This window comes from Poriferisphaera corsica (assembly GCF_007747445.1).
In the GTDB taxonomy this organism is placed as follows: Bacteria; Planctomycetota; Phycisphaerae; order Phycisphaerales; family Phycisphaeraceae; genus Poriferisphaera; species Poriferisphaera corsica.
Genome location: NZ_CP036425.1, coordinates 4,002,461 through 4,029,342 on the forward strand (window position 1 = coordinate 4,002,461; position 26,882 = coordinate 4,029,342).

Here is a 26,882-nt window from a genome sequence, read left to right on the forward strand (position 1 = left end):
TGGGCTTATTTTGCTTATATCTATTAGATTGAAAGACAACTACATGAATCGCCTGTGCCTATCTGTCATCCGACCGATGACCCTATCCATCCTTCTTTTGCTCACCCTCCTCACCACCACAACCCACGCCAACCCCATCCTCGTCCAAGGCATCGCCACCAACGAACAATTCTCCCAAAGCCTCTTCGGCGTCACCGCTCAAGTCCAAGGCAACTACATGCACACGCCACTCACCACAGACTTCTCATCCATTAATTCCGACACCGATCTCCAATTCACCATATCAGCACCCACGGGCAAGCAATTCGTCGTCGATTTCACCGCGGCAGGCGATCTTGATTTCAACATCGATCACAACGCACACTTCCCCCACGACTTTGTCGCTGTCGATGAAAAATACTCCGTCACAAGTTTCACACTGAACAATCTCCAAGGCAACGCTCACCCCATCTTCAGGACAGGCGTCGTCCTAAATCCTAAAAACAATCAATCTGATTCTGTCTTCACCATCCCCGGCGGACAAAATATCAATCTCAGTGCAAAAACCACACTCGCCGCCAACACATCCTTCACCTTCACATCCTTCACCTTCAACCTCAACATCCCCGCAAGTTCTCAAGCAATATTCCAAAACCCATACTTCCACAGCAGCGACTTCTCCGTTCGCGGCTTCATGAACTTCGTCAACGTACCACAACACTTCGGCCCCTTCGTTCGTCTCGGCGACATCATCCACACGCCCGAACCAGCATCTATCTCCTTCTTAGCCCTCGGCGCATTCGCCCTCATTCGCCGTAAACGATAAACACACGCATCATCTAATCGCTTAACAAACTTCCTCATAATGCCCAACCATTAGAAAGACTTCACCATGCTCAAGCCATTCAAAACAATCGCCTTCCTTCTGCTTACTACCGCCATCACCGCCACCACACACGCATCCATCACTAACCTCAACTACGAAGTCACTTTTGATAGTGAGTCCTTCTTCTTTGACACCCACGTATACCAAGGCACCAACGCCAACCTCCACACATCTGCACCCGTCCCCATCAACCCCGACTTCAGCACACTTGGAGATACGACCCTCTCACTCAACCTCAAATCATCCACCGGCCGGTTCTACGCCAACTTCCCCAAAGCCGGAAAATTAGTCCTTAGCTTCTGGACCGGCAACGACATCAGCCATCTAGACGGCGCATTCACCGACAACAACCCCCTTATCACTTTCAACGATCTCCAAGCCGCCTTCACACCCACCATTAAGGACCCCACCACCAACGTTGTCTTCACAGGCAACAGCGGTGACGGCAACCGCTTCGGATTCGAAATTGAAATACCCGAAAACCAACCCTTCTCGTTCGAATCCATCACCTTCACAACAACCGTCCCCGCTGCCTACAACAAAAACTTCTCCAGCATCATCACTGGCAGCGACCCGTTATTCCACGGCTACATTAACGACACCACAACAGAACACGGCCAGTTCCTCTCTCTCACACCAATCCCCGAACCCGCATCTATCTCACTATTAGCCATCGCTTCACTCGCCCTCACCACCCGCCGCAGCAAATAAGGCCAATCTTTATTAAGCAATCAGCAACACACCAAGTAAGCCCGTTTTATTTCGGTTTTTTACTCGATCAACGACGATCAATATTTGACTCTAAACAAATTCAACTACACGTCAAACTACCAAATTTAGCATAAACCCTAGCACAGCTCTAACTCCAGAGCTGTGCTTTTTTTATACCATTCGCAACGCCCCCCATCATCTCTCTTTAGCCAAGCCCTTCAAGAATCTATTGCCCTCGTAATATATTGAGCTATATTCGCTCGTACTGTCTGTATCATTTTCTGAATCTTTTCATACCTCTACAAAACACGATTCATTCCAACATATTTAAAACCAAAAAAGCGTTTCGCTTTGCACATCTATTCTAAATAGGAGGATAAAGATGGCTAGCAGATATCTTCGCACATTTTTACATGCATCAATACTCGCTTCATGCGCTCTCATTTCATTACCCCTCACCGCCAACATCGATCTGGACACCACACTCGACCAGGAATCGCACATCTTCACCCCAGCCATACCCGAGTTCGGCATCCCCTCAGCTTCCAGAACAACCATCACCACTGACACCAACAACATCTCTCGTTTCGCTCACGACTTCTCATCCGCAGGCCAAACCACGCTCTCATATACCATCAATTCCTCAACCGGAGGCTTCTACGCCCACTTCGAGCACGCTGGCAGCCTAACATTCGCATTCAGAGATGGTGGTACCTTTGGCGGCATCGAATCCTTCTCACCAACAACCACCATCACAGTTGCCGACGAAAGCGGATCACCGCCTCAGCAACTCACCTTCAGCTCAAGTATCCGCGGCACCAACGACACCAATGCCTCTTTCGCAATGGTCGCCAACATGGATTTCGCCGCCGGCTCCAGCTACTCATTCTCCTCAATCACCTTCAACATCACTTTCCCCGCCTCATACGACGGCGTCCTCCCCACTTTACCCGGCTCCCCTACCCTCGAAATCTTGGGCACAATCAATGATGCCCCCCAAGACCTCGGCCAATTCGTCTCAATCAACCCCATCCCCGAACCCGCATCTATCTCACTATTAGCCATCACCACACTCACCCTCCTCCGTCGACGTAAATAACCCCCCTCCCCTCTCAAAACTAATCAAAAAAAAACCAGCCCCTCATCGGCTGGTTTTTTGATTGCCATATATTAAAACGATCAGGACATTTTACTGCCCTGATCGCGGTCTTCAGAAAGACGTTTCATCTTTAATGATCTATTCTCAGATTAGAACAGAAGGTTAAAACCAACAGTCAAACTCTGAGTATCAGCACTGTCACGGTGCTCATAGGTGTAGTCACAAGAAGCCTTCATCTTATCATTCAGCTTCCAGTCAAAACCGCCGCCCAGCTCGATCGCTGTTTTGTCGGTTTCAATACCCTTTGAGCTGAAGGAAGTCGCGCCCGGTGCCAGCAATACTGCATCAACCTCAGCCGCTTCATTGACAAAGTCATACTTCAAAGCAACAAGACCGTTGAGTGTCAGCTGATCGTCAACCTTGTAAGCACTGCTCATGCCCACAATACCTGTCACAACGTCCTTACCAAACGAATCAACATTCAAGCCAAAGCCGCCAGCACCCTTTTCTTTATAACCATCTTGGTTGAAGTAGGTGTAAGAAAGCTTCGCACTTGGTGACAATGTCAACTTGCCATCTTGAGCAACAAAATCGTAGCTCGCACCAGCATATGATGTCAGTGAGTATGATTCCACACTGTCAGCCTTAGCCGTACCGCCAAGCGTCGTTCGCTCAAGGTCAGCCTCGCCGTATGAGTAAACCATGCCGCCTTCGATCTTCCACTCCGATGGAGCGTAAGCGAAGTAAGCACCCAATGACAACGCATCAAGCTCGCTCGAGCCAAGACCGCCGTTCGTATCAACATCAGCTGTTGCAAAACCAAGTGCAACACCCGCCAACACGTTCTCGTTCATACGGTCAATACCGATCACAGAACCATAAACATCAGCGTCAAAGCCAGCCATGCCGTCATTGTCATCCTGCTCGGTTTTTGAACCAAACGCGGTTGTCCATGCTTCATAACCGTTTTCATCACGCAGTGATGGGCCCGCAAACATCAGAGGATACGCATTCTCGCTACCAGCAGCAGCCATGCTCGTACCGCCAACTGCAGCCGAACGTGATGACATCTGATTCGAGAAGCCAGCAGCCGCTGCCGAGGAAGCCTCAGCCACAACCAATGAACCCTCAGGACTAAGCTTCTTCACGGCAGCCTTCAGGTCTTTCGAGTTCATACCCTGCAGCATGATCATCGCGTCTGTAATTTCCTGTGCAACACCCGCGTCACCCACAGCATTTTCAAAGCTCTTGAATGCCGCCACATTGTTGCCGCCGCCGACCACTTCAGCACTACCACCTTGGTATGTACCCTTGATCGCGATCTTCTTCGCAGGATCTGTATCCGCAGCCACGACTTCATAGTCAACCAATGCCGTATCTTCAATCGCAAACACCGCACCGTTGTCGACAATATCCTGAGTTGAAACAACAACCTCATAAGTCTTGTCGCCGGTCAGCACTTCGCCCTGCTTCGCAACAACAAACGCGTCCTGTGCCAATGTCACTGAGTCAGCCGTGATCTTCACGCCGTCCTTCAGTTCAAACACAACACCCGCATTCGCGTCGATCTCAACAGCGCCAGTCGCTGCAACCGTGCCGTCAACCTTCACAAAACCAGAATTCACATCCAGCTTCGTCAGGTTCACGCCCTTAGCCAGCTTCCAAGTGTTACCGTCAACAGCCGCAGCCAAAACCGCTGCCTGTTTTTCTTCAGCCGTCATCGTTGCATAATCTGCAATCACGACTGCTTCACCGTCAACCGCTAAGTTCTCAACGTCAAGCATCTCATCGCTGTATGAACCATAACCCTTTAAGGTCACCGTATCATCACCAAGGCCCAAACGGATGTCGCCCTTGACCACTGCACCAGCGTTCAAAACAACAACATCATCGTTCGCGCCTGAGTTCGCGGTATCCCAACCCATGGTTCCGCCGCCAAGATCTTTGTACTCAACCGTCGAGATCGCTGCAACGCCGCCGTCAGCCTCGGATACCGTTGCCGATACCTCACCGCTGATCGTTACGTCCAACGCGCCTTCTGACATGATGCCGACCGCATAGCTTTCGCCTTCAGCCTTCACCGCACCGGTAATATCACCGGTCGTCACAGCACCCGCTGCGTAAATACCTTCTGCCTTGGCACCCTTCGCAGAGATCGTGCCAGCAACATCACCAACCGTCACGCCGCCTTCACTGCTGATACCCGCCGCTTCGCCAGCAGCCGTCGCAGAAATCTCACCAGCAACAGCACCAACTGTCACCAAAGCATTACCTTCAGTCACAATCGCTGCAGCTTTGCCGGTCGCGTCCGTTGATACAGCCGTGATCTTTGCAGTTTCCGCAATATCGCCAACTGTGATCGCAGCATCGCCCGCAACAGCCTTCGCAACTTTCACAGCTTCCGCTGTAATCTTGCCTTCGCCTGTCAGGTTGCCAACGACAATTGCCTCAGCGCCATAAATCGCTTCAGCGCCATCATTCGCAAGGTCAGCATCCGCAGTCGTCACCGCACTGATCGTGCCGCTCACTTCACCGACTTCAACTTCGCCTTCGCTGCTAATGCCAGCCGCAATCGTCACGCCTTCACCAGCAATCGTGCCAGCCACTGCGCCAACGGTGACCTTCTTGCTCGCGCCTTCGCCAGCAATACCGGCTCCAACACCAGCCGCGCCAGTTGCCGTACCTTTAACCACTGCATCCGCAGCAACATCACCCACCGTGATCGCATCGTCAGCCTGGATCGCAACCGCAGCATCTTCTGCAACAGCAAGCACGCTGCCGCCAATGTTACCCGTTGAAATCGTTCCAACTGCCTTCAACGCAACCGCTTCAGCCGCGCCAGTCGCGGAAATCGTACCGCTGATACCTGTTGCAGAGCTGTCAATATTCTGACCACTCACAACAGCGTAAGCCTTACCTGTTGTTGCGCTAACAAAAATCGAGGAGCCATCGCCAAGTGCCAAAACAACACCCGCATCACCTGCAGCCACAACCTTCGCTTCGCCGGTCGTGCCGTTCGCGGTATATGTCACTGTCTTACCAGCAGCCAGATCTAGCGTGAAACCCGTATTACCAGCAACACTCGAATCATAAAGCACAACATCACCGCTCGTCGCCGTGTTGTTGAACGTCAAACTGTCATTCTGATCAATCGTAATACCTGTCGCAGCAGTCGGCCCAGTCGGATCGCCCACCTGAATCAACGGCGTCAAAACCGCATCCGTAATCGTCACGTCCCCTGATCCACCCACTGTGATCGTGTCAGCTGTTGCAACATTCACTGTCGCATTCGTTGAACTATCAACCGTCAAATCCGCTGCCTGCGCACCCGGAACAGCAACCATAGCTGTATATGCAGCAAGCAATGCCGCTGTAGAATAGTGCTTGTGAGATAGCATGTTCGGCGTCTCCTATAAAGACCGAATAAATAAATTAGTCAACATTTGATGTGAATCCCCGAAACCACGAAAGAACGAACACTTCACGTCCATTCACAACCCGAAAGCGACAAATCGTCACACAATTCCCTCATCCAGCCCGCACCCCTTATTCTCAAAACCGTGTTTTTGACGATTACATCCCAATATCTAGGTATAGGCTCACATACTTAAGCGTATATATCGACTGTTGTACGTATTCACACGTACTTTTTTCGGCATCCGATAAAAAAATCTTTTTATACACCCGTTCAGGCTACCCTTCCCCTCAATCCATTTATTATCGCCCCAATGAACACCGTTCCGCTTACTGGTATTAATATCCACCACATACGCTCAACACCAGCTGCCACAAAACAATCCGATTCCTCCAGCTCAAATAACCGCCTGGATCACTCTAACCCCTCCCCGATCTCCTTCGGCAGCCGCATCTCTCCCTCATTCGCTCTCAAATACGCATACAACTTCAACGCCACCGACTCCTCCAGCCCATCTACCTTCTCATGAAACTCAGCCAACATCTTTATGTCCTCATCACGCAATTGACTGAGAATCCCTGTCCCAAAACCCAATTTTGGCTCCGCCTCAAACTTCGCCATCGCTTCCCGCAATACCTTCGCATGCTCCACTGCCCCGATCCGCTCAAGCGCCGCCGCCCCCATCTCTCGGCTCCCCTCCGACGTATCATCAAAATACCCAACAAAATCAATCACACGCAAATACCCCAAAAACTGATACACACACTCAACCGTCTGCTCCGCTTCGCCCTGAGGTTCATCCTCGACATACCAAATCCAATCCGAATCCAAAACCGACTGCAACACATCCATCACCTTCTCATCAACATCCTCCGTCCGAAGCTTTCGTGCCTCCTCACGCTCCAGCTTCCCCCGAAGCTCCGGCTTCACCAACAAAAACCCATGATCATCACACGTAGACAACCACGACTTCATCCCAAATTCACTTTCCTCAGACGCTTCATACATCCGCTCAATCGCTTCATGCATCGGATCCTCAAACCCATAAGGCTCCAAATTCTCCAACGGGCTATACCCATAACTCGACAGCCCATACTGCGTCTGCCCATCCTTCCCATCCGTATACACAAGCAAGCCCACCGGCAACTCCCGCATCTTCACCGCCGCACCCGTAAACGGACACACCGGCATCCCCCCCGCTCCCCCAAACTCTCCCAACTCTAATACATCCTTAGGATACCGCCCATACTTCAAATAAAATCGCTCCGCCCTGATCGCAGTAATCGCCACCACCTGATCCGACCAACCCTGCAACATCGACTGCATGATTCTCTCTAGCCAACGAAACGGATGCTCATCCTTCATCACCTGATTTTTGTTAATTGCCCGCGCCGCCTCAAACGCTTCCCGGTAAACGCCCCTATCTTCCACCCCCTTTTCGATCAACCGGATCACCTCAACAGCATCCCCATAAAAACCCGCCAGCCTTACATCATCCTCCCTAGGCTGAAGGTTTTCCGCACGATCAAAATCAATCACACTCTCAACCAAATAATATGGCCCAAACGCCTTCTCATATCCATCCAAAAACCCATTAAACGTAAAACCCGCTTTCCCATTCCCCGCTGACCCCCTCAAATCATCTCCCCAATAACGACGCGTTTCGAACGCATCTTCAATCTGGTCAATCCCATTTATACATGCCCAACGATACGCCTTGCTCATCAATTCGTACTGCCTGTCCAACCGGCTCAGCGGATACAACTGAAACCGCTCATTGTCCAGCGCCAACTCCGTCTTCAAATGCCACGCCAAAGTTTCCCCCGTCGGCAACCCCATCACCGCTCGTTCAATCGCCTCCAATTCCTGCTCATCAAACGAGAGCACCGACATTGCATACCGAAGATCATTCAGCGCACCCGCACCTCTTGACACCATGACCAGAGAAGCAATCAATCCATTGGCAGACCGAAAACTATTAATCAGTCGAAAATGCTCAACAAGACTCTCCGCCGCCGCCGACTTCTCCCCCGCCATCGTATGCATCAGCGTCCGCGCACTGACCGCATACAAAGTTCGGGCCAGCCCCCCAATCATTGGATTGCCTGCCTCATCAAACTCGCTCATCGTCCGATGCCCAAGCTGATAAACCGCCTCATCTTCCAACCCCATCAGCACCCCCAGATCCGCAAACATCGGTTCATTAAACTTCACCGCCGCCGCGATCCGCTCAAACATTTCCTCTGGATACTTCTCGCCTATCACAAACTCCGGCGCCCCAATCACAACCTTTGGCGCCTCAAAATACTCCAGCCGTTTCGGCCGAAGCAACACCGACTCATACATCGCCTGCCACCCATCCAAACGCATCCCCGCATAAACATCTCTCATCCCCCCCGTTTTCTTTTCATCATCAATTTTCCACGGCTTCAAAAACGGATTCTTCAAATCCAATTCCCATCGCACCACCGGATACCCCAGCGACTCCAGCTTTTCATTCAGCGCATACCGCGCCGCTTTCCCCTCAACATCCCCGCTCTCGACCTCATCCGCTCGCACCTGCCCACCACACAAAACAAAGCTTATTGCCGCTCCACCGAAAACAAACCTCGCAGTACGTCTCATACCCGATTTTTTTTGCAGAACACCCATCATCACAATGCTCCCATGAAATGATTTGTTTTCATCCAATATCCCCATCATTGTACCTAAACAAGCGGATCATCAACGCCTCTCCGATCTCCCGCTAATTCCCCCTTCCCCCCCACTCACCCCTCAACCCCCTTCATCCTTTCCCTCTTCCCAAGCCCGCCACCACTGGTGGCGGGGTGTTTGAAACAATACCACCAACTTTCCCTCCCCCCACTCCCCCCCCCACCCTTCTCACCCTTCTCCTACTCCTACTCCACTCCTATTCTCCAACCATCTATCGCTATCAACCGCAAACGATTGAAATTGCATCTCACTCACTCTCGCTGCAGCCATACCACCTTTCCGATCGCAACCCTCTCGCCATCAAAAATAAACCTACCCATCATGTTCATCTCCCACACAATCCGCGCGCACAAAAACGCGCCTCCTACTGAATCACCGCTCAAAACCAAATCATTTCCGCCTAAAACCCACCTAAAACAAATCAAAACGCGCGTTTTCTGAGTGATTTCCAACCCACTTCAACCGCCACAACCCCAAAATCCCTCTAACCGCGCGCACAAAACCGTTGCCATCCTTACCACACAACTCCCATAACGCACGTAACCTCAGCATTCACAAATTCAATTTCACTTTTTCAACCCACCACTTAACCAAATCGCACATCCGCCATTTCTAAAATCCACCCCAAAATCGCCCCTCCATTTTCACCTCCCAAACATTTTGTGCGCCCTCACCCCCCACCTATATATCTCCTCGGCATTCCAACCTCCTATCCAAAAACCTCAAACCTTAACCTTCTGCCAGTATCCCATCTGGAACCAGCCGAAGAATACGCAACCGCGCACAACCAATTCAAGACTCAACGCAACCCAGATTCCCGTCAACCCATAACCCAGCATCACCCCAATTACATACGCCGCCGGCAGACGAATGAAAAACGTACTCGCATACGTCAAAATCATCGGCCCCACCGTCTCCCCTGCACCGCGCAAACTCTGACTGATCACGATATACGTCCCGAAGAAAAACTGCGCAAACCCAACCACCACCAACAATGGCACAGCCTTCTCACGCATCATCACCGAGGCCGCATCCTTACCCCCCACCAACAGCGACACATACACATTCGGCATTAAGATAAAACTCAAACCCATCAGTCCCATCAAACCTGCGCCGATCGCCCACGATGTCATCGCAGCCTTCTTTGCCCGCTTCACATCCCCCAAACCCAGATACTGGCCCACCAGCGTTGCCGACGCGATTCCGATCGCCATGCCCGGCAAGAAACTCAAACTCTCGATCCGGATTCCAACAACGTGTGCACCCATCACCCCGCCTTCAACACCATCCACCACTTCCTCCATATGCCAAACCGCCAAGCCGCCCACCATCCACGCGACCGCTAAGTTCCCCAGCCACATGCCGCTGCTTTCGATCAATGACGGGATCCCAATCCGGACAATCCGCCATGAGAGCGGCAAATCAAATTTCATCCACCGTTTACGCAACCGCAACGGTAAATTCATTAACCGCATCCGCACAGGCAGCACACCTGCATAATCGATCGGGCCGCCACCTCGGATTGAGATCGGATGTCTTGCACTCAATGCTCGCAGATCACCGCCTGCATAGTTTCGCCATCTCGCGAGCGAGATGAAATCCGGCCCCTTCCCCTTGACCAACGTCACCAAAATAATCAGACCGCCTGCCAACCATGCCATCGCCGTTCCGCCCGCGATGCCCCCGACACCATATCCACCCAGCGGCGCCGGGCCGAATGTGAGAGCGAGAGATGCGATCACATTCACGATGCTGATAACAACGACGACCAAAAACGGTGTACGTGTATCACCTGCAGATCGTAAGGACGCACATCCGAGCATAACGACGGCGCAGAGCGGCGATGCGATTGCGAGAATGCGGAGGTATAAGGTGCAAAGGTCGAGTGTTTCACCTTCGAGGTTGAAGAGGACGCCGAATATGGGTGCGGAGCTATATAGGAGTATGCCAACAAATGCGCCCCAGATGGAACCGAGGAGGATAGCTTGGCCGAGAACCTGATTGGCTTTGAGTTTTTCACGTGCGCCGATGTGTCTTGCGACGAGCGCGCCTGTGCCGACACCGACTGCGGCGAAGAGCATGTTGATGAGCCAGGTGACATAAGCGGCGACGCCAACGGAGTCGAGTGCTCGAATGGTTTGTTCGCCGCCGAGCCTGCCAGCGATGGCGATGTCGACGAGGCCGACGAAACTGGTTCCGAGAAGTTCGAGGAAGGGCCAGATCGCGAGGATGTAGATTTGGCTGAGAATTGACCTGCCTGCAAGGTTGCCGGCAAGTTCTTTTTGTTTTGTTTCGGAACCGGCTTTGATGCCTTCAATCACGTCACTGGGGATTTCGCTGGCATCACTGGCGCGAGCGATGGCCAAGTCATCTGGGCAAACGGGATCAACCGCATCAACGACATCCTCGCGATCTTGCGGATTGCATGATGAGGATGGTTGTTCCTGTGATGACATGGGAGCCTTTCAGGCGTGTTTTAAAACGGATGGCGCGTAAGCACGGATGGTCACAATAACACAGAAGTCACGTATGGCAACCCGCGTTTTGTATCGGCTAATACATGACTGTATGCCTAGTCTCTTGAATGACATTGTGCAGAACATATCGCGGGCTGATTTATTCCGTTGTTACTTAGAAAGTTTGCCTTTTGAATTGGTACGCCTACTGTTGGTCGGTCGGCGCTATCAGTGCCAGCGTACTAGGCACATCCTGCTGCTGAAGTGAAGCAGAGATGCATCGGAAAAGGAAAACAATGAGACGTTTGAATTTTTATCAGTTGGTTGTGACTTCTACGTTGATCGTGTCGGTTGCGGGCGTGTCACAGGCTTCGCTGGTTACAGCGGATGGTGTGGCGGTGGAATCTGGCTCAGAATTCTTCACGGCACAGAACCTGATCAATACGAACGGCCTGAATTTAGGCGAAGACAACACGTTAACCGTGAATGACTTTTATACAGAAAGTTTTAATGAAGATCATTCGTGGGTGACAAACAATAACGGGGCTTCGGATTATTACAGTGCTTTTGCTGAGCCGGTGCTGACGTTCACATTTGACGAAGCGCAGGATATCAACCAGATTGCGGTATGGGGATATGCGGTTGAGAATACTTTAGCCAACGGTATTGGTAACTCGGCACGTACAGGTACGGTTGAATTTTCAACGGACGGCATTAACTATGGTGATGCGATTGCGTTCAACGTTGACTTGACTTTTCAGGGTGATGGAGCCACGGTTACAGAATTTGACACACAGAATGGTGTGGTCGCGGCAAGGATTACGTTCACCGACAACTATGCGAACCTGAACGGTGGTGACCGTGTTGGTGCAAACCTGGTTGCGTTTAATACGGTTGATGATCCTGCGATTGCCGTGCCGACGCCGACGGCGGCGAGCTTGGCGCTGGCGGGTTTGGCGGCGATGTTCTGTGTGAGAAAACGTCGTGTGTATGCACCAATGCGTGTGCGATCGTAGGGATTAAAATTAAAAACGAATAATTAAACGCTGTACTGAAAGGTGCGGCGTTTTTTTTATGAGGGGGGGGGGAGATGGGGATGCTAAGACCGGTGGGCTGTCAGCCTGCGGCTACTTGAGTTGTAGGTGATAGGTATCAGGTTTCAATTTGATGACGGCATGGCGCGCCGCGAAGTGTCGCGGCGGCTATTGGGGGGGGGGTATTTTTGAGAGGATGAGAGGCGATTGATTGAGGTTGTTTCAGACACCCCGCCACCGGTGGTGGCGGGCTTGAAAAAAAATGAGGGGGAAAGGGAGGAAAAAAGGGGGGGGGGGAAGAGGGGGGAGGAGCGATTTGTGTGAGTGGTTGGCGAAGCGGGATGCATTTATAATTGGGGGATGACTGAAGCAAAGAATCAATCATGTGTGAAGGTGGGGCTGCTGCAGTATGCGATGGGTGAGGTGTGTGATCGGGATGGGGTACTGGAAAAAGTGTGTGGGATGATTCGGGAAGCGGCGGGGATGGGAGCAGAGGTGGTGGTGTTGCCGGAGCTGTGCTTGTGGCCGTACTTTTGCCGAGAGCAAGATCCGCAATATTTTGATTGGGCTGAAGAAGTGCCGGGGGCAACGACGAAGGTGCTGCAGGGGTTGGCGGATGAGCTTGGGGTGGTGATCCATGTGGCAGTGTTTGAGAAAAGAGCAGCGGGGCTGTATCACAATACATCGGTGACGTTGGAGCCGGGAGGTAGGGAGTTACAACTGTATCGGAAGATGCATATCCCGCATGATCCGTCGTTTGAGGAGAAGTATTACTTCACGCCGGGGGGTGAGGGAGAAGGTGAGCAAGAATCGTTTGTCGTACATAAGGCATCTAATTTAAAGATAGGCCCGCTTATCTGTTGGGATCAATGGTACCCGGAGGCGGCGAGGATTGTGGCGATGAAGGGGGCGGAGCTATTGGTGTATCCGACGGCGATTGGGTATTTGGATGGCGAGCGTGCGGCGGATCAGAAGGCACAGCGTGAGGCGTGGATGACGATGCAGAAGTCGCATGCGATTGCGAATAATGTGTATGTGGCGGGATGCAATCGTGTGGGGAGAGAGGGTGAATTGGTATTTTGGGGAAGTTCGTTTGTGGTCGGGCCTGACGGGGTGGTGATTGGGGAGATGGGTGAAGAGGAGGAGGGTGTGTTGATTGTGGAGGTAGATAAGGGGAAGATTGAGGAGCAGAGGCGATGGTGGCCGTTCTTTCGGGATCGGCGTGTGGATCAATATCAAACGATCTTGAAGCGGTGGGCCGATGAGAAGTGAGGTGGATCGGGAGGAAATGAGGGAATATGGGGAAAATGGGGCGATTGTGTGGCTGGGAGAGGGACGATTTACAGCGGGAGAGGGTGTGAGTGTTGTCCGGATAACATGAGTTTAGATGTTGAGATATAATGGTATGGATACTTTGCAATATGCTTTGTGGTATGTTTTTGTCGCGTTTGTTTTGTGGCGAGCGTACGTGATCTGGAACCGTGGCGGGAAGGGGTTTGCTACGGCAATGTTGGTTTTGGCGGCGTTTGTGCTGTACGAGGCGAACAGGAATTATTTCAGTGTTGATGATGCTGGGGGCCGGGAAGGTGAGGCTGTACAGGTTGATGAGGGACGGGAGAACGGTGAAGAGGTTGATCATAGTGAGCAGTTTATGTCTGCGCCGGAGGAGCGCGGGTTGCCTCGGATGAGTCCGAACGACCCGAATGCACCGACGCCGAGGCTAAACGATCCAAATGCGCCGGATATCAATCCGAATGCGCCGGGGTTGCCGCGAGCAAAACCGAATGCAGACACGCGTTGATAGCGGGTGTCGAATCAACCTATAGAGAGAGAAGTGAACGATGCCGTTAAAAGGAGCGATTGCGGGGAAACATCCGAAAATTGAAGGATTTCAATCGTTGGTGGTGATGGGTCGTAGCGCGCGAGAGATGGGTTATCGCTTGCCTGCGGAGTTTGAGCGACAAAGAGCGGTGCTGCTCACGAGGTTGCATAACGGGGAGACGTGGCCGGGAGGGAGTTTAGAGAAGGCGCAAGAGGAATTTGAGTATTTCGCGGAAACCGTTGCGAAGTACACACGGGTTCGGTTTGTTGATGAATTGGGATTTGAGACGACGGATTCTTGGATTAGGGATTACGGGCCGATCTCGATGAAGCGGTGTGATGGGCGCGAGTCTAACCAGCGATTAGCTGGGCAAGGGTTGATGTATCAGGATTTTGTGTTTGATGGCTGGGGAGCGAAGTATGATGAGAAGACGGCGGATGATTTGATTCCGCAACAGTTTGGGTTGATGGATGGCGTGCCGATGAAGGTGCATGATGTGATTTTGGAGGGCGGGTCGATTGAAGTGAATGGGAAGGGGATGCTGCTGACGACGGAGCAGTGTTTGCTTAATGAGAATCGCAATGCGGGGATGAATCGACGTGAGTTGGAGGGGTATTTGTGTGAGCATTTGAATGTGGATGATGTGGTTTGGTTGCCGGGCGGGATTACGGGGGATGATACGGATGGGCATGTTGACGATATTGCACGATTCGTGTCGGAAGACGTGGTCGTTGCGGTAACGGCGGAGAAGGGGCATGCGGATTATGAGGTTTTGCAGGCGAATAAGTGTGTGTTAGAGGGGAAAGGGCTGGAGGTAGTGGAATTGCCGATGCCTGAGGTGATGACGCATGAGTTTCCGTCTGGGCAACCGTACGATCAGGCGGGGAAACAGGTTTTGCCAGCATCGTATGCGAATTTTTTGATAACGAATGGTGCAATTATGGTGCCGATGTTTGGGCAGAAAATGGATGAGGTTGCGCTGCGTGTGATTGAAAAGGCGGCTCCTAACTATGTGATAGAACCTGTGCCGGCGAAGCATTTGATTGTTGGGATGGGATCCTTGCATTGCTTATCGATGCAGGTGCCGTGGTAAGTGAGTGGGGAGTTGGGGATCAAAGCGTGTGATTGAATTAGGTTGTAAGACACCCCACGACCGGCGGTCGTGGGCTTGTGAGATCAATCAAAAAGAAAGAGAAAGGCCATGATCGATGATCGTGGCCTTTTTTGATTTGCTTGTGTGGTGTGTGGGGGAGGAGGGATTATTGACGGTAGTTCATGCGTGAGAGGATGCGCTGTTTATCGAGTTCGAAGCGGCATCCGAGACGGAAGGTATTGCGTAGCACTTTGACGCAGTAGAGGGGGAGAATGGGGAGGATGCCGGCACATTGACAGGTTGCGTGTGGGATTAGTGCGCGGAAATTCACCCATACCATTTCGTCTTCGCAGACTTGCCATTGCTGGTCGACGAGTAGGCCGAGACCGCCTTCGGAGATATCGATGGCCCAGGCGCGTGAGACGGGTTTAAAGTCGGCGGGTTTGCCGTCTTTCATGATGCAGGTTCCGATTTCGACGGGAACCTGTAGTGAGACGCGATGGTGTTGTCGTTGATTCTCTTCTTGGCCGTATTGTTGATCACGGGCACAGGATATTACGCACATGACGGCGTCTTCGACGGTCATATGCGCCCCTAACTCTGTTGCTGGCATTTTGAATGCTCCCGATGGATAGCGAGACACAGGCGGGAGTCACGAACTGCTTACGATAAAAAAATGAAATTTGGTTATGAACAGATGGATCAGCGGATGACGTGTTGCCATGCTTTATCGGGAATGCTGCTTATGTCTTTGACGAAGGCGCCGCCGACACGGTAGGTGTGGGGGAGGAGCTTCATGCAGTAAGCGATCCTGATGGGGAGGAGTTGCTGCTGTTCGGGTCGGTGTTCTTCGGGGATCATGGATCCGAGGTTGAGCCACATGATGACGTTGTGGGGGAGATCATGCTCGAGGAGCATGCCAACGCCGGATGAGGAGATGTCGGTGATCCAAGCGTGGTAAAGGGGCTTGAAATCGACGGGGAGGTTATTGGGGTCGCGGTCGGCGATGCCGAGCTTCGCGGGGGCGTGGACGTTGTGCCTGTGATCGACACGTTGTGAGAGGTGGTGGGCACGGCCTTCGCGTTCGAGGCGTTGCATCAGGTAGAGGATCGTTTGATCGACGAACGTATTGTTTTTTGAACTGCTAAAAACCATATCACTAATGGTATCGTCCAAAATGAGACATCAAGGTTATTGGTGGTTCAGAAATACCCTAAAAATGAGACAATCTTGTATGTTTGCTCCTTACAACCGGATTTTGAGGGGTCAAAAAGGTGGGTTATAAACAGGAAATCCCGAGGTAACCTGCGTCCGAAGGGGATTATTGGGTGATGGGCGCTGGGGCGGATTGGGTGGTGAGGTGGTAAACTGAAGGGATGGATATTGAATCTCAGCAGTTAATCGATCGTTCAAGAGGACGGTTGCCGATTGTGATGGGCGTGTTGAATGTAACGCCGGACTCGTTTTCAGATGGGGGTTGTTACGTTGATGTGGACGAAGCGGCTAAGCATGCATTAGAGATGGCGCGGGCGGGTGCGGGTTTGATTGATGTGGGAGGAGAGTCGACACGTCCGGGCGCGGCGCGTGTGAGTGAGGGAGAGCAAATAGTACGGGTGGTGCCGGTGATCGAGGCGGTGAGGCGGGAGCTGGATGCACATCATTTTGAAAAAGTGATGATCTCAGTTGATACAACGCGGTGTGATGTGGCGGCAGCGGCGCTCGATGCAGGCGCGGGGATGATTAATGACGTATCGGCGGGGACGGAGGATGAGGGAATTTTAGGGTTGGCCGGTGAACGTGGGGTGCGATTGTGCTTGATGCACATGAAGGGTGAGCCGGGGAATATGCAGAAGGACCCACGCTATGAGGATGTGACGGGTGAGGTACTGGTCTATCTAATGGATAGGTCGAAGGCGGCTGAGGCAGCGGGGTGTCATAAAACTAACATATGGATAGATCCGGGGATTGGGTTTGGGAAGACGGCGGCGCATAACTTGAAGTTGCTCGCGGATCTGGATCGGTTTGTGGAGACAGGGTATGGGGTGCTACTTGGGACGTCACGGAAGTCGATGTTTTATGCGGTGTCGCCGAGCACGGCGAAGTTGCCTGAGAACCGAGAGTACGCGACGGCGGTCACTTCGGCTTTGGGTGTGGCGGCGGGCGTTGCGTGTATTCGCGTGCATGATGTGGCGGCGAATGCGCAGGCGATCGAGACGATGGGGGCTGTAATTGAAGCGGGTGAGGGGAACGTTTAGGAATCCATTAAGCGGTGGTTTGGATGGTGTCACGCTTGTGGTTATCGATAAATTGTTTGATGGTGTTGAAGACGATGTCGTTAGGCTTGTGGGCTTCAAAGATGATGGTGTGGTGATCACGGTCTGGGACGGGGAGGAATTTGATCGGTTTTTCGGCTCGCTGACGATATGCGGCGAAGAGCGCGTTTTCTTGTTCACGGCATGGGATATCATTGACGCCGACGACGAGGAGGATTGGGACGTCGGTCTTGGCATGATGGAAGAGAGGGGCGAATTTGTCGGTGATGACGGTGTGGTTGTTGATGGATTGTTCGGTTTTGATTTGTTCGTGTGTGAGCATTTGACCTGAGACGGGGATGACAGCGGCGAGGTCTTCGGGTTTTAGGTTGTGGGGGGCGAGGTATTGTGGGTCGGTGGCGATCATGGTGATGAGGTATGCGCCGGCGGAGTGGCCGAGGAGGGTGATGTTTTGTGAGTTGCCGAGGTATCGGTGGATGTTGTTGAAGACCCAAGCGGTGATGGCGGCGACGTCATGGATGTAGGTAGGTGCGGTGATGCCGTCGGATGAGAGACGGTAGTCGGCGGTAATGACGGCGATGTTGTTGTTGAGTAGTGTTGTGGTGAGGTCGGGGTTGTCGTTACGTTGGCCTTCGATGAGGCCGCCGCCGTGGATGTAGATGACGGTTTGGCGGGTGCTGGCGTGTGTGTTTTCTATCCAAGATTGTGGCAGGAAGATATCGAGGACGCAGCGCTGTTGGATGAGTGGATTGGACTGTTCGGAGGCAGGGCGATAGTTGATGTTGGTGTGGGTTGGTGTGGGGAAAGGCATGATACACCTCGTGGGCAGGCAAAAAAATACTTAAGATGAGGGCATCATCATAGCGGAATTGGGTTGCAATCAAAGCGAAAAGAGTCACAGATATGGGCGATGTGTTGAGATCGGCGATTGAAGGTTGGGATGGGAAATCGGCGAAGTATATGGATCGTTTATGTTTCAAACACCCTACCACCAGCGGTGGCAGGCTTGAGAAAAGCACATCAATTTTCGTGACAGTATGTATTCAATGAACAGGTTACTGAGGTTTTATTCTGTGACGGGTTTCTGGTCAGCATTTTGCTCTGGTTGTACGTGTTCTTTTTCTTGCTGCTCTTTGTAGGCTTCATAGTAAAAGGGAACGGGCTTTTGCTCGGTAGTTTGCTCGAGTGATTGCTGCTGGGTTGTGTTTAGTGGGGTGGGCTGAATTTGCAGTGGCTGAATAGGCGAGGAAGAAGGAGGGATAGGTGCTGCGTTTTGCGGGGTTGGTTGTTGTTGCGAGAAGGGGATGGAGTTTTGGTTATATGCGGATTCAGTGTTGGTGCGTTGACCGGTGAGGAGGCCTTCACGAGCGGGGAGTTCTTGTGTGAAGAGTGTTTGGGGATTGCGATCGATGACGAGGTTGCGGTAGGCGCCGAAATTAGCGGTGGGTGTGGAGATTGGGCGTGGTGTATTTTCGGGTTGACTGGTGACGAGTGGTGAGAGGTAAAGTTGGGGGTTACCAACGGTTTGGGGGTTGATGTAGTTGCCGCGTTCGTTGGCGATGAAGGAGTCGGGCTGAGAGTATCGCGAGGCGAGGCCGGAGGCGTCGAGATTGGTGAAGCCGGTGCCGAGCATGCGGAAGTCGTTGACACCGAGGCCGCCGGTGACGCCGGGGATGCCGAAGAGTTGGTTGCGGTTGTAGAGGATGCCGCCGCTACCTCCCGCGGAAGAGCCGTAAGCGTTACCACCTGAGACACGCTGGTTGGCGTAGAGGCCTGCGGAGGCGGGGCCGCCGCCTTCGATGCGTTGACCGGTCGATGGGGCGTAGCTACCAGGCGCGTAAACGCTTGGATTGTACTGTGCGGGGTTGGCAGTTCCACCGGGGCCGGCTGCGTTGCCCGCGGGGAGTTGGGCCTGGAGTTGGGGTGCAACAACGAGAGAGAGTATCGATGTGGCGGCAAAGATGGTTACGCGATGATTCATATCAAGCACCTATCTGATCGTTAGACTGTAATGAATGTACGTATAGCTCGCGGGATGGGCTGTGAGGAATGATAGGCAGGCAGAGAAGGGATATTCAGGGGATGTGTATTTATAACAAAGTACGACGGCAAATAGGCATCATTTCCTGAGTATACGAGGTGATTACCCTATTTTTTATGGTTGTTATGGGATGATGCGAAAAAGTGATTGCTCTGGAAAAACGAAGCCATACACTGGCGAATGTCGTGTTGTTGCGATTGTATTTGTTGCGGATTGGTGATGGGGAGGAGGAGGGGGGGGAAGCAAAACGTCTGGGAGCAAGTTGATGGCATATCTTGATACGTTGAAAATGGATCACCCGAGGTTGATGTTGCATGAAGAGCGGGTTGATCGGATGAGGCATTGGCTTCGGCCAAAGACGTTCGTACAAAGGTGGTATGCGTATGTGAAGAAGGAGGCAGATGAGCTGCTTGAAAGTGATTTGTTAGTGTATGAGTTGCCGGACGGGTTACGTCTTTTGGATGTATCGCGAGAAATGGTAAGGCGGGTGTATGCGTTGGGGTTAGCGTATCGGGTTGGCGGCGAACGAAAATATGGCGAGCGGCTTGTTGCGGAGTTGCTACAGGTGTGCGGGTTTGTGGATTGGAATCCGAGGCATTTTCTGGATGTGGCGGAGATGTTGCATGGGGTTGGGGTTGGTTACGACTGGGTTTATGGATTGCTTTGTGAAAAGGAGGAGCGGCTAATTCGTGCGGCGATTATTGAGAAGGGGTTGCGGCCAGCGCTTTGGTGTTATGAGCATGGGGACGAGCTGGAGAATCGGTGGACGCGAGATATAAATAATTGGAATCAGGTTTGTAATACGGGGATCGTGATTGGCGCATTGGCGGTGGCGGATAAGGAAGGTGAGGTTGCTGAACGGGTTTTGGAAAGAGCGGTGAGCGCTTTGCCGATTTCGTTAAAACAGTTTGAGCCGGATGGCGGATGGTTTGAAGGGCCGATTTACTGGCGGTTTGCGTCGGAGTATACGTGCCATTTTTTGGCGGCAATGAATAGCGCGTTAGGACATGATGGGGGTTTGGGTGAGTTGCCGGGGCTGAGCGAGACGGGAACATTTTTGGTTTATATGACGGGGCCAAGCGGGAAGTATTTTAATTTTGCGGATGGACATGAAGAGCTGATTGGGACGCCGCAGATGTTGTATATGGCGGAAAGATATGGTCAGCAGATGTATGCGGCTCATCATATTCAGAAGGGCGAGATGAGTGAGACTGATTTGATGTACTGGCATGAGGGATTGGAGAAATTAAATGGAGGAAGATATGAGGAGGCGATGCGTGGGGTTGATTTGGACAAAGTTTTTGAGCCTTGCAATGTGGTAAGTATGCGATCGTCGTGGGAGGATGATGCGATGTATGTGGGGATGAGTTTTTCAAATAATGGATTGTCGCATACGCATTTAGATATGGGATCGTTTGTGCTGGATTATGGCGGGGAACGGTTTGCGACGGAATTGAATGCGGATGACTACAACGCACCGGGTTTTTTCACCAAAGAGCGGTATTGCTTTTATCGTAATCGGGCGGAGGGGCATAACACGTTGGTGGTAGATCCGGTGGTAGGGGATTTAGAGAGGGATCGGGATGATGGAGGGATAATGGAGCCGGATCAGAATTTGCCGGAGCGAGGGACGTCGATGAAGGCGGAGTTGATGGAGTTCAAGGCGGATGATGAGCGGTGTGCTGTGAAGGTCGATTTGAGTGCGGGGTATGAGCCGCGGCTGAAACGGTTTGAGCGTAAGATGCGGTTGGAACGAAAAGCAAAAGAAGTTGTCGTGACGGATTGGGTGGAGTCGGATGAAAGCAGCGATGTCTATTGGTTTATGCATACCGAAGCTGAGGTTGTGCTACATCATGAGGGGAGGCGAGCAATATTGCGGCGTAATGGGGTTAATCTGGTGGCGGAGGTATTGAAGCCTGACGGGGCGGTGTTTCATGTGCGAAAGGCGGAGGGGTTTGATCAGAACCGGACTCGGGGCGAGAAATCGAACGAGGGATATCGAAAGCTAGCAGTGCTGTTAAAAACGGTCATGAGAGAACAGGTTGTGGTGCGGTTTCGAGGGATTGAATAAAAATACCTGCTTGAAGGCAGGTATTTGATGGTTTGAATAATATTGATTGCTGGCTTACTGGAAGTAGTTAAGAACCTGATAGCGGATGTATTCATTGGTGGCTTCAAGTATGCGAAGCCTAGCGCCTTGGTAGCCAATGATATCGTCTTCAGAAATATCGTAGTTCGTTTGATTGGTAAAAAGCGGTCTTGAGGATGGGCCAGCGTATTCGTTGTAGCTGATTGAGATGGCGTTGTTGATGGTGCCGTTGTAAGTCAGCGCTCTGACAAGATAATCTTCGTCCTTGCTTGGAACTTTGGTGCGTGTGAAGCGAGGGCGGGTTGTTTTGCCGCGCATTTTGAAAATGGTTACGCCGTAGAGGTCGCTGGTATAGGTATCAAGTTGCATGATGAGGAATGGGTCGGCAATGGGATTGCGATCAACGGAGCCGGGATTAGGTACGTTGCCGGGGAGGTAGTATTCAAAACGCTCATCAAAGCCGGCACGAATGTAGTTGCCTTTGGAGAACTTATAGACGTATCCGAGTAATCCGGCGGGCATGGTTGCTTCTACATCGAGGTGGATGGCGTCATATTCTTTATAGTTTCCGATTTTGAGGATTTCGTCGCCGACGTAGGCGGTCTGCTCGATCATCAGATCAGGTTTTTGGATATTCACGTCAGTCGGTATGTAGTTGTACTTGGGGGAGACACAGCCGAAGAGGAGCAGTGAAAGCACAATCAGGGGGAGAATTTGTCTCAATGTTGGACCCTTCGGAAGAGAAATGACATAAAAAGATGTAAGTCATTTTTTATCATAACAATTATCGAAAACTTCGTAAAAGAACATACCTGATTGAAAAAACCGCGTTTGAATTAGGTTTTAATTTGGAAAAATTCTCCTGATTGAGCGAAAATTGTTCTCGGATGGGCCTATAAGAGCGGAATTTTGAGTGCTAAAAAGAGGTGGTAAAAAATTTTGGTGGGGTCTGGATAATGGCCGAAAGTAGCGATAAGCCTTGGGATAAGCAGGACTTCGGTGCATGAGTACCAATATAGGGGGGCAGAATATTACCGGACGAACATTGTTCAATCTGCGACTTAAATGTATATTTTACAGTGATTTAACCTGTTATTCAGGTAAAGACAGTTTCGCTCAAGATTTCTTCCGGTAATTGTCGATACCGTTGGTGTGATACAAAGGAAGGCCTGAGAGGGCCGCGTTGGGCGGGTATGAAGCTGGATAGGAGATCCGGCGGAATACAAGCGAACGGGTATCACGAAGTGAGTGGAGCAAAGCCGGCACCCCGTGGGTCGAGGTGCTTGGAACGGCAAGTTCGCAAGGGACTTGCTTTGACAGACGCATGAGCACGGAGGCGTGCCATCAGGAGTCAATGAGATGAGTGATATTGCCCCAATCAGTCGCACATCCGCGGCCGCGGTTCAGACACGAATGAGTGTGCCTGCTGCACCGACGGCGGTTGAGACGAGCCCACATCGGAAAGCCGACAGTGTGGAGTTCTCAGAGGCGGCGCGTTATTTGGCAAAGATCGCTGAACTTCCGGACATTCGTCAGGACCTGGTCGATCGCGTTAAAGGCGAGATCGCAGCGGGTACGTACGATTCGGAAGACAAGGTCGATTCAATGCTAGATTCGCTCGCAGAGGATTTGCTCTAACCAATTCTCTTCAACCGAGTTACGGTGTTGTTTGCCGTGGCATTATGGCGGCCGCCTGCCGCTGACAGCTAAACTAGAATCATATAACCGTCGCTGAACTCGACGGTTTTTTCATGGACAAAGACGGAAAAGACTGGGTGGTATTTACTGAAAAAAAGAAAGCTAACACGATTGGGGAATGCGTGTTACAATCGAGGTTCAGTTGGGTCGCTTAATGATTGCGGTGGTATGGGAGCCGCGATCGGATTAATCGAACAATTTAGGTATATAGATGGAGTTTGCTGATGCGCAGGTTCAAGCTGCTGAATGCTGTCCCTTTCATGGCTGTGGTTTTACTGATGCTGGGGAGTATGGGGGAATTTGCATGGGGCGAGGTGAAGTTAGCCGGTGAGGTTAAGGTGAGTGAACCGTTTGTTGGGGTGAAGCATGTGCAGGTCGTGCAGAAGAAACCACGAGCACGGATTATCAATGCATTGGTCATTGATCCAAAAGCAGATGGGGTGAGATTCAAGATGACACCGGGCAACGGTGATCCCAATGGGAATGAGCCGGGAGATCTGAATTACGAAGTCACACGTCAAACTGTTCGTGAATTCATGAAGCAAGAGGGCGCGGTCGCGGGAATTAATGCAGCGTTCTATGTTTTCATTAATGGGACAAGTCACACGAATGTGATTGGGTTAGCTGCTTCAGATGGGGAGATCTATTCCGCGTTTCAAAAGAACGAGAAAGACAAAGATTGGCCGGCCATTAACTTTGGGCCTGATGGCAAGGCGGATGTGATCACATCCGCGAAACCGAACACCATAACGACAGAGTATATGCCGCGAAATGTGAAGATCTATAATGCGATTTCGGGTTCGCATATGCTAGTCAGAAATGGCAAAGCGAAAACTTTTGAGAAAAGACCTTTTAATGATGTTTATCATCCACGCACAGCAGCGGGCGTGACGGTTGACGATAAAGTGTTGTTAGTAACGGTTGATGGCCGACAACCGGACTTTACAGAAGGTGCATCGCTTGCTGAACTTGCAGAAATCATGGTTGGGCTTGGTGCGAAAGATGCGATCAATCTAGATGGCGGCGGTTCAACAACCATGGTAATGGCAGACCCGGTCATGCGTGTGGTTAACAACCCATCGGACGCAAAATCAAACGGTAATGCGGGACGTGAACGATCGAATGGTGTGAATATCGCGTTGTTTGCAAAACCAAAGCCGGGATATAAAGCTTTATCACAACCATCGAAACCGGCACCGCCAGCATTGCTACCTTACCCTAAAAAGAAGATTGTGCTGGATGATTTCGAAGGTGGACTTGGCCGCTTTGCCAGTGCGGTTTCAGCATGTGGATCTAATCGATGCGTTGATAAAAAATCTGAATCATTCATCGTCAAAGATCGGAACGCTCCATCGGGTAACAAAGCACTGGGCCTGAAGATATTGCGTGGAAAAGATAATGGCAAAGGCCTACTTTTGCGTTTTCTGTCAGGCGGCGGCTCTGTAAAGAACAACGTCGTGCTTGGCCGCGTAGGCACGGTTGGCTACTGGATTAAAACGAAGCAAGTGAACTTAAAGGCATCGATCGTGATTGATGACACAATCATGCCGAAAAAGAATACGAGCAAAGCACATGAGAAGGGTGCGTATCGACCAATCAAGGCTGACGGGAAGTGGCACTTCTATGCGTGGGACTTACAGAAAGTCCATCACTGGTCGAACTTCTTTAATGGAAATGGCGCATTGGAAGGCCCTAACACATCAATAGATGGCATTCTGATTGTTTCTGATCCGAAATTCAACAAGCAGGGCGAAGTGATCGAGTTAATGATTGATGCAGTCACTTATGATCCGGACGGGGATTTTGAATAAACTTAATTAAATCTGAACATTAAGAGCTACGGTAATTGCCGTAGCTCTTTTTTTTATGGAAATTTACTGCGTGATCTAGAATCGTCAGGTTATAATCCGAATTCAAATCGCTTGAGATTATCATGCTTATGAGGGAGCAATGAGATGAATAAAGTTTGGCGTATTGTTGGCTGCTGTGTCTTGATTGTTAGTAGTTCACAATTATGGGCTGAGGATGAATCGATCGGCCAATGGGACATTAGCGGGAAAATGGAAAGTGCAGATCCGTTCATCGGTGTGAAACACACACAGATTATTCAGCAGATTCCGCGGCCAACTGTCATCAATATCATTGAGATTAACCCGAAAGCTGAGGGGATACGTTTTTTGTGTTCACCAGCAAATGGCGATCCTAACGGTGACGAGCCAGGGGATCCAAATCTTGAAGTAACGCGACTGCATACATTCGATTACGTCAAACAAACCAAAGCGCAGATCGGGATCAATACCGCGTTTTACGGCAGCATCAGTAACGAGCATCATTTCGCAGATATCAAGGGGTTAGCGGCGTCGGAGGGTGATGTTTATTCGAATTTCTACAAGGGGTGGCCTGCATTAAATATTACCGCTGACAATCAGGCGATGCTTATCAAATCGGCTGAACCCAAAGCGAATAATGCCAAAACAATACCATCTAATGCTCCGCTGTATAACACGATAGGTGGATCGCACATTTTGCTTGAAAATGGTGTAATGCCCGAGACTAAAAGATGGAGCTTTACGACAGGTCGACACCCGAGAACGGCGGTCGGCTGGAAAGAAGATGGGACGATTTTGCTTGTTATCGTGGATGGAAGGCAAGCCAGATTTTCTGAAGGCATGACACTATTCGAGCTTGCCGATCTATTTCGCGATCTCAGTTGTGTCAATGCAATCAATCTGGACGGTGGCGGATCAACGACGTTAGTAATGGGTGACCCGAATGTACGAATCGCCAACAACCCATCGGATACATTTGAAAACGGTGAGACCGGTCGGGCGAGATTTGTGGCAGCATCACTGTTAGTTTTCGCAAAGCCAAACCCGGAATATACGAAACCGATCGTGATGGCGATCAAGCCAAAACCAATTGAGGCTCTGCCCTATCCGCAGGAGAAGATTGTTTTGCATGAGCAGTCAATTGGTTCGCAAAATTTTGTAAAACAGCACCCAACATCAGTTTCTAACATCGGCATTGAAGGCGAAATCACAAGCTCCCTGCACAATGCGGCTCACAGAAAATCACACATTGCGGAGCAGTTCAGTTTCCAACGTTCAACACAGAAATCGAAGCTGGTCATGCGACATCTGTATGGCGAGGGTGAACCGAAAGGGAATATTGCGTTAGGTCGCGTAGGAACGATCGGTTATTGGCTCAGAACAACAAATAAAAATCTCAAAGCATCAATCATTCTTGATGACTCAGCGAACCCGAACACCAACAAATCAAAAGGTGAGGAGCGAGGTTCAACGATTCCGATTATTGGGGACGGGGAATGGCATTTCTATGAATGGGATTTACGCGTCGTTGACCACTGGTTTAATTTTGATGGCGGCAGTGGCGTGATTGATGGACCAAATACGACACTGGATTCGATCTTAATTCTGCAGGATAAAGAACATACTCAGGTTGGCGAAACGATGGAGATCATGATCGATACGATTGTTTATGATCCGAAAGGTAAGATGAGACAATAAAACACTAAAAACAATTAATAATAAAAAAGCCACTCATTGAGTGG

General features: G+C 51.1%; 20 protein-coding genes. 12 read left to right on the forward strand and 8 right to left on the reverse strand.

What is annotated here, in order from left to right:
• The first annotated feature begins 43 nt into the window (after positions 1 to 43).
• The 3 genes from KS4_RS16290 (at position 44) to KS4_RS16300 (ending at position 2,675) form a co-directional block, all read left to right on the forward strand.
• Positions 44 to 805 carry a PEP-CTERM sorting domain-containing protein gene (locus KS4_RS16290; protein WP_145080667.1) on the forward strand — a complete coding sequence of 254 codons (762 nt, stop codon included), beginning with the start codon at positions 44 to 46 and terminating at the stop codon, positions 803 to 805.
• A gap of 66 nt (positions 806 to 871) precedes the next feature.
• Entirely contained in the window at positions 872 to 1,576 is a 705-nt protein-coding gene (locus tag KS4_RS16295; RefSeq protein ID WP_145080670.1) for a PEP-CTERM sorting domain-containing protein, read from the forward strand.
• Between the two features lie 382 nt (positions 1,577 to 1,958).
• Positions 1,959 to 2,675, forward strand: a complete 717-nt coding sequence (locus KS4_RS16300) for a PEP-CTERM sorting domain-containing protein (RefSeq protein ID WP_145080673.1) — start codon at positions 1,959 to 1,961, stop codon at positions 2,673 to 2,675.
• A 149-nt stretch (positions 2,676 to 2,824) separates the two neighbouring features.
• Here the strand turns inward: KS4_RS16300 and KS4_RS16305 are convergent, their stop codons facing one another.
• From KS4_RS16305 to KS4_RS16315, 3 genes are all read right to left on the reverse strand, one after another.
• On the reverse strand, positions 2,825 to 6,073 hold the full coding sequence (locus KS4_RS16305) for an autotransporter family protein (protein ID WP_145080676.1): 3,249 nt from the start codon (positions 6,071 to 6,073) through the stop codon (positions 2,825 to 2,827).
• Between the two features lie 431 nt (positions 6,074 to 6,504).
• The gene (locus KS4_RS16310) at positions 6,505 to 8,745 is read right to left on the reverse strand and encodes a DMP19 family protein (RefSeq protein WP_145080679.1); all 2,241 of its coding nucleotides are present in this window, start codon (positions 8,743 to 8,745) and stop codon (positions 6,505 to 6,507) included.
• A gap of 782 nt (positions 8,746 to 9,527) precedes the next feature.
• The gene (locus KS4_RS16315) at positions 9,528 to 11,261 is read right to left on the reverse strand and encodes an MATE family efflux transporter (protein ID WP_145080681.1); all 1,734 of its coding nucleotides are present in this window, start codon (positions 11,259 to 11,261) and stop codon (positions 9,528 to 9,530) included.
• A gap of 296 nt (positions 11,262 to 11,557) precedes the next feature.
• On the opposite strand from KS4_RS16315, the gene KS4_RS16320 reads away from it, so the two are divergent.
• The 4 genes from KS4_RS16320 (at position 11,558) to KS4_RS16335 (ending at position 15,210) form a co-directional block, all read left to right on the forward strand.
• Positions 11,558 to 12,277 (forward strand): hypothetical protein, encoded by a 720-nt coding sequence (locus tag KS4_RS16320; protein WP_145080684.1) that lies wholly within the window; start codon positions 11,558 to 11,560, stop codon positions 12,275 to 12,277.
• 378 nt (positions 12,278 to 12,655) lie between these two features.
• Positions 12,656 to 13,567: a carbon-nitrogen hydrolase gene (locus tag KS4_RS16325; RefSeq protein ID WP_145080687.1), complete on the forward strand. Its 912-nt coding sequence runs from the start codon at positions 12,656 to 12,658 to the stop codon at positions 13,565 to 13,567.
• A 133-nt stretch (positions 13,568 to 13,700) separates the two neighbouring features.
• Positions 13,701 to 14,096, forward strand: a complete 396-nt coding sequence (locus KS4_RS16330) for a hypothetical protein (RefSeq protein WP_145080691.1) — start codon at positions 13,701 to 13,703, stop codon at positions 14,094 to 14,096.
• Positions 14,097 to 14,136: 40 nt separating this feature from the next.
• The gene (locus tag KS4_RS16335; RefSeq protein WP_145080694.1) at positions 14,137 to 15,210 is read left to right on the forward strand and encodes an agmatine deiminase family protein; all 1,074 of its coding nucleotides are present in this window, start codon (positions 14,137 to 14,139) and stop codon (positions 15,208 to 15,210) included.
• 166 nt (positions 15,211 to 15,376) lie between these two features.
• On the opposite strand, the gene KS4_RS16340 is transcribed toward KS4_RS16335, so the two are convergent.
• On the reverse strand, positions 15,377 to 15,823 hold the full coding sequence (locus tag KS4_RS16340; protein ID WP_145080696.1) for a PilZ domain-containing protein: 447 nt from the start codon (positions 15,821 to 15,823) through the stop codon (positions 15,377 to 15,379).
• 89 nt (positions 15,824 to 15,912) lie between these two features.
• Entirely contained in the window at positions 15,913 to 16,386 is a 474-nt protein-coding gene (locus KS4_RS16345) for a hypothetical protein (RefSeq protein WP_145080699.1), read from the reverse strand.
• Between the two features lie 200 nt (positions 16,387 to 16,586).
• Between KS4_RS16345 and folP the strand changes: the two genes are divergently transcribed.
• Positions 16,587 to 17,465, forward strand: coding sequence for a dihydropteroate synthase (gene folP / locus KS4_RS16350; protein ID WP_145080704.1), 879 nt, complete (start codon positions 16,587 to 16,589; stop codon positions 17,463 to 17,465).
• Between the two features lie 7 nt (positions 17,466 to 17,472).
• Here folP and KS4_RS16355 read toward each other — a convergent pair whose 3' ends face one another.
• Complete coding sequence (locus KS4_RS16355; protein WP_145080707.1) at positions 17,473 to 18,294, reverse strand: alpha/beta hydrolase; 822 nt, start codon at positions 18,292 to 18,294, stop codon at positions 17,473 to 17,475.
• Between the two features lie 255 nt (positions 18,295 to 18,549).
• Positions 18,550 to 19,464 carry a hypothetical protein gene (locus tag KS4_RS16360; RefSeq protein WP_145080710.1) on the reverse strand — a complete coding sequence of 305 codons (915 nt, stop codon included), beginning with the start codon at positions 19,462 to 19,464 and terminating at the stop codon, positions 18,550 to 18,552.
• A 325-nt stretch (positions 19,465 to 19,789) separates the two neighbouring features.
• On the opposite strand from KS4_RS16360, the gene KS4_RS16365 reads away from it, so the two are divergent.
• A complete protein-coding gene (locus tag KS4_RS16365; RefSeq protein ID WP_145080713.1) occupies positions 19,790 to 21,595 on the forward strand; it encodes a heparinase II/III domain-containing protein in 1,806 nt (601 codons plus the stop codon).
• A 54-nt stretch (positions 21,596 to 21,649) separates the two neighbouring features.
• Here the strand turns inward: KS4_RS16365 and KS4_RS16370 are convergent, their stop codons facing one another.
• The gene (locus tag KS4_RS16370) at positions 21,650 to 22,336 is read right to left on the reverse strand and encodes a hypothetical protein (protein WP_145080716.1); all 687 of its coding nucleotides are present in this window, start codon (positions 22,334 to 22,336) and stop codon (positions 21,650 to 21,652) included.
• A gap of 615 nt (positions 22,337 to 22,951) precedes the next feature.
• Between KS4_RS16370 and KS4_RS16375 the strand changes: the two genes are divergently transcribed.
• From KS4_RS16375 to KS4_RS16385, 3 genes are all read left to right on the forward strand, one after another.
• Complete coding sequence (locus KS4_RS16375) at positions 22,952 to 23,251, forward strand: flagellar biosynthesis anti-sigma factor FlgM (protein ID WP_145080719.1); 300 nt, start codon at positions 22,952 to 22,954, stop codon at positions 23,249 to 23,251.
• A gap of 284 nt (positions 23,252 to 23,535) precedes the next feature.
• Positions 23,536 to 25,122: a phosphodiester glycosidase family protein gene (locus KS4_RS16380; protein ID WP_145080722.1), complete on the forward strand. Its 1,587-nt coding sequence runs from the start codon at positions 23,536 to 23,538 to the stop codon at positions 25,120 to 25,122.
• 144 nt (positions 25,123 to 25,266) lie between these two features.
• Positions 25,267 to 26,838 (forward strand): phosphodiester glycosidase family protein, encoded by a 1,572-nt coding sequence (locus KS4_RS16385; protein WP_145080725.1) that lies wholly within the window; start codon positions 25,267 to 25,269, stop codon positions 26,836 to 26,838.
• Positions 26,839 to 26,882 lie beyond the last annotated feature (44 nt).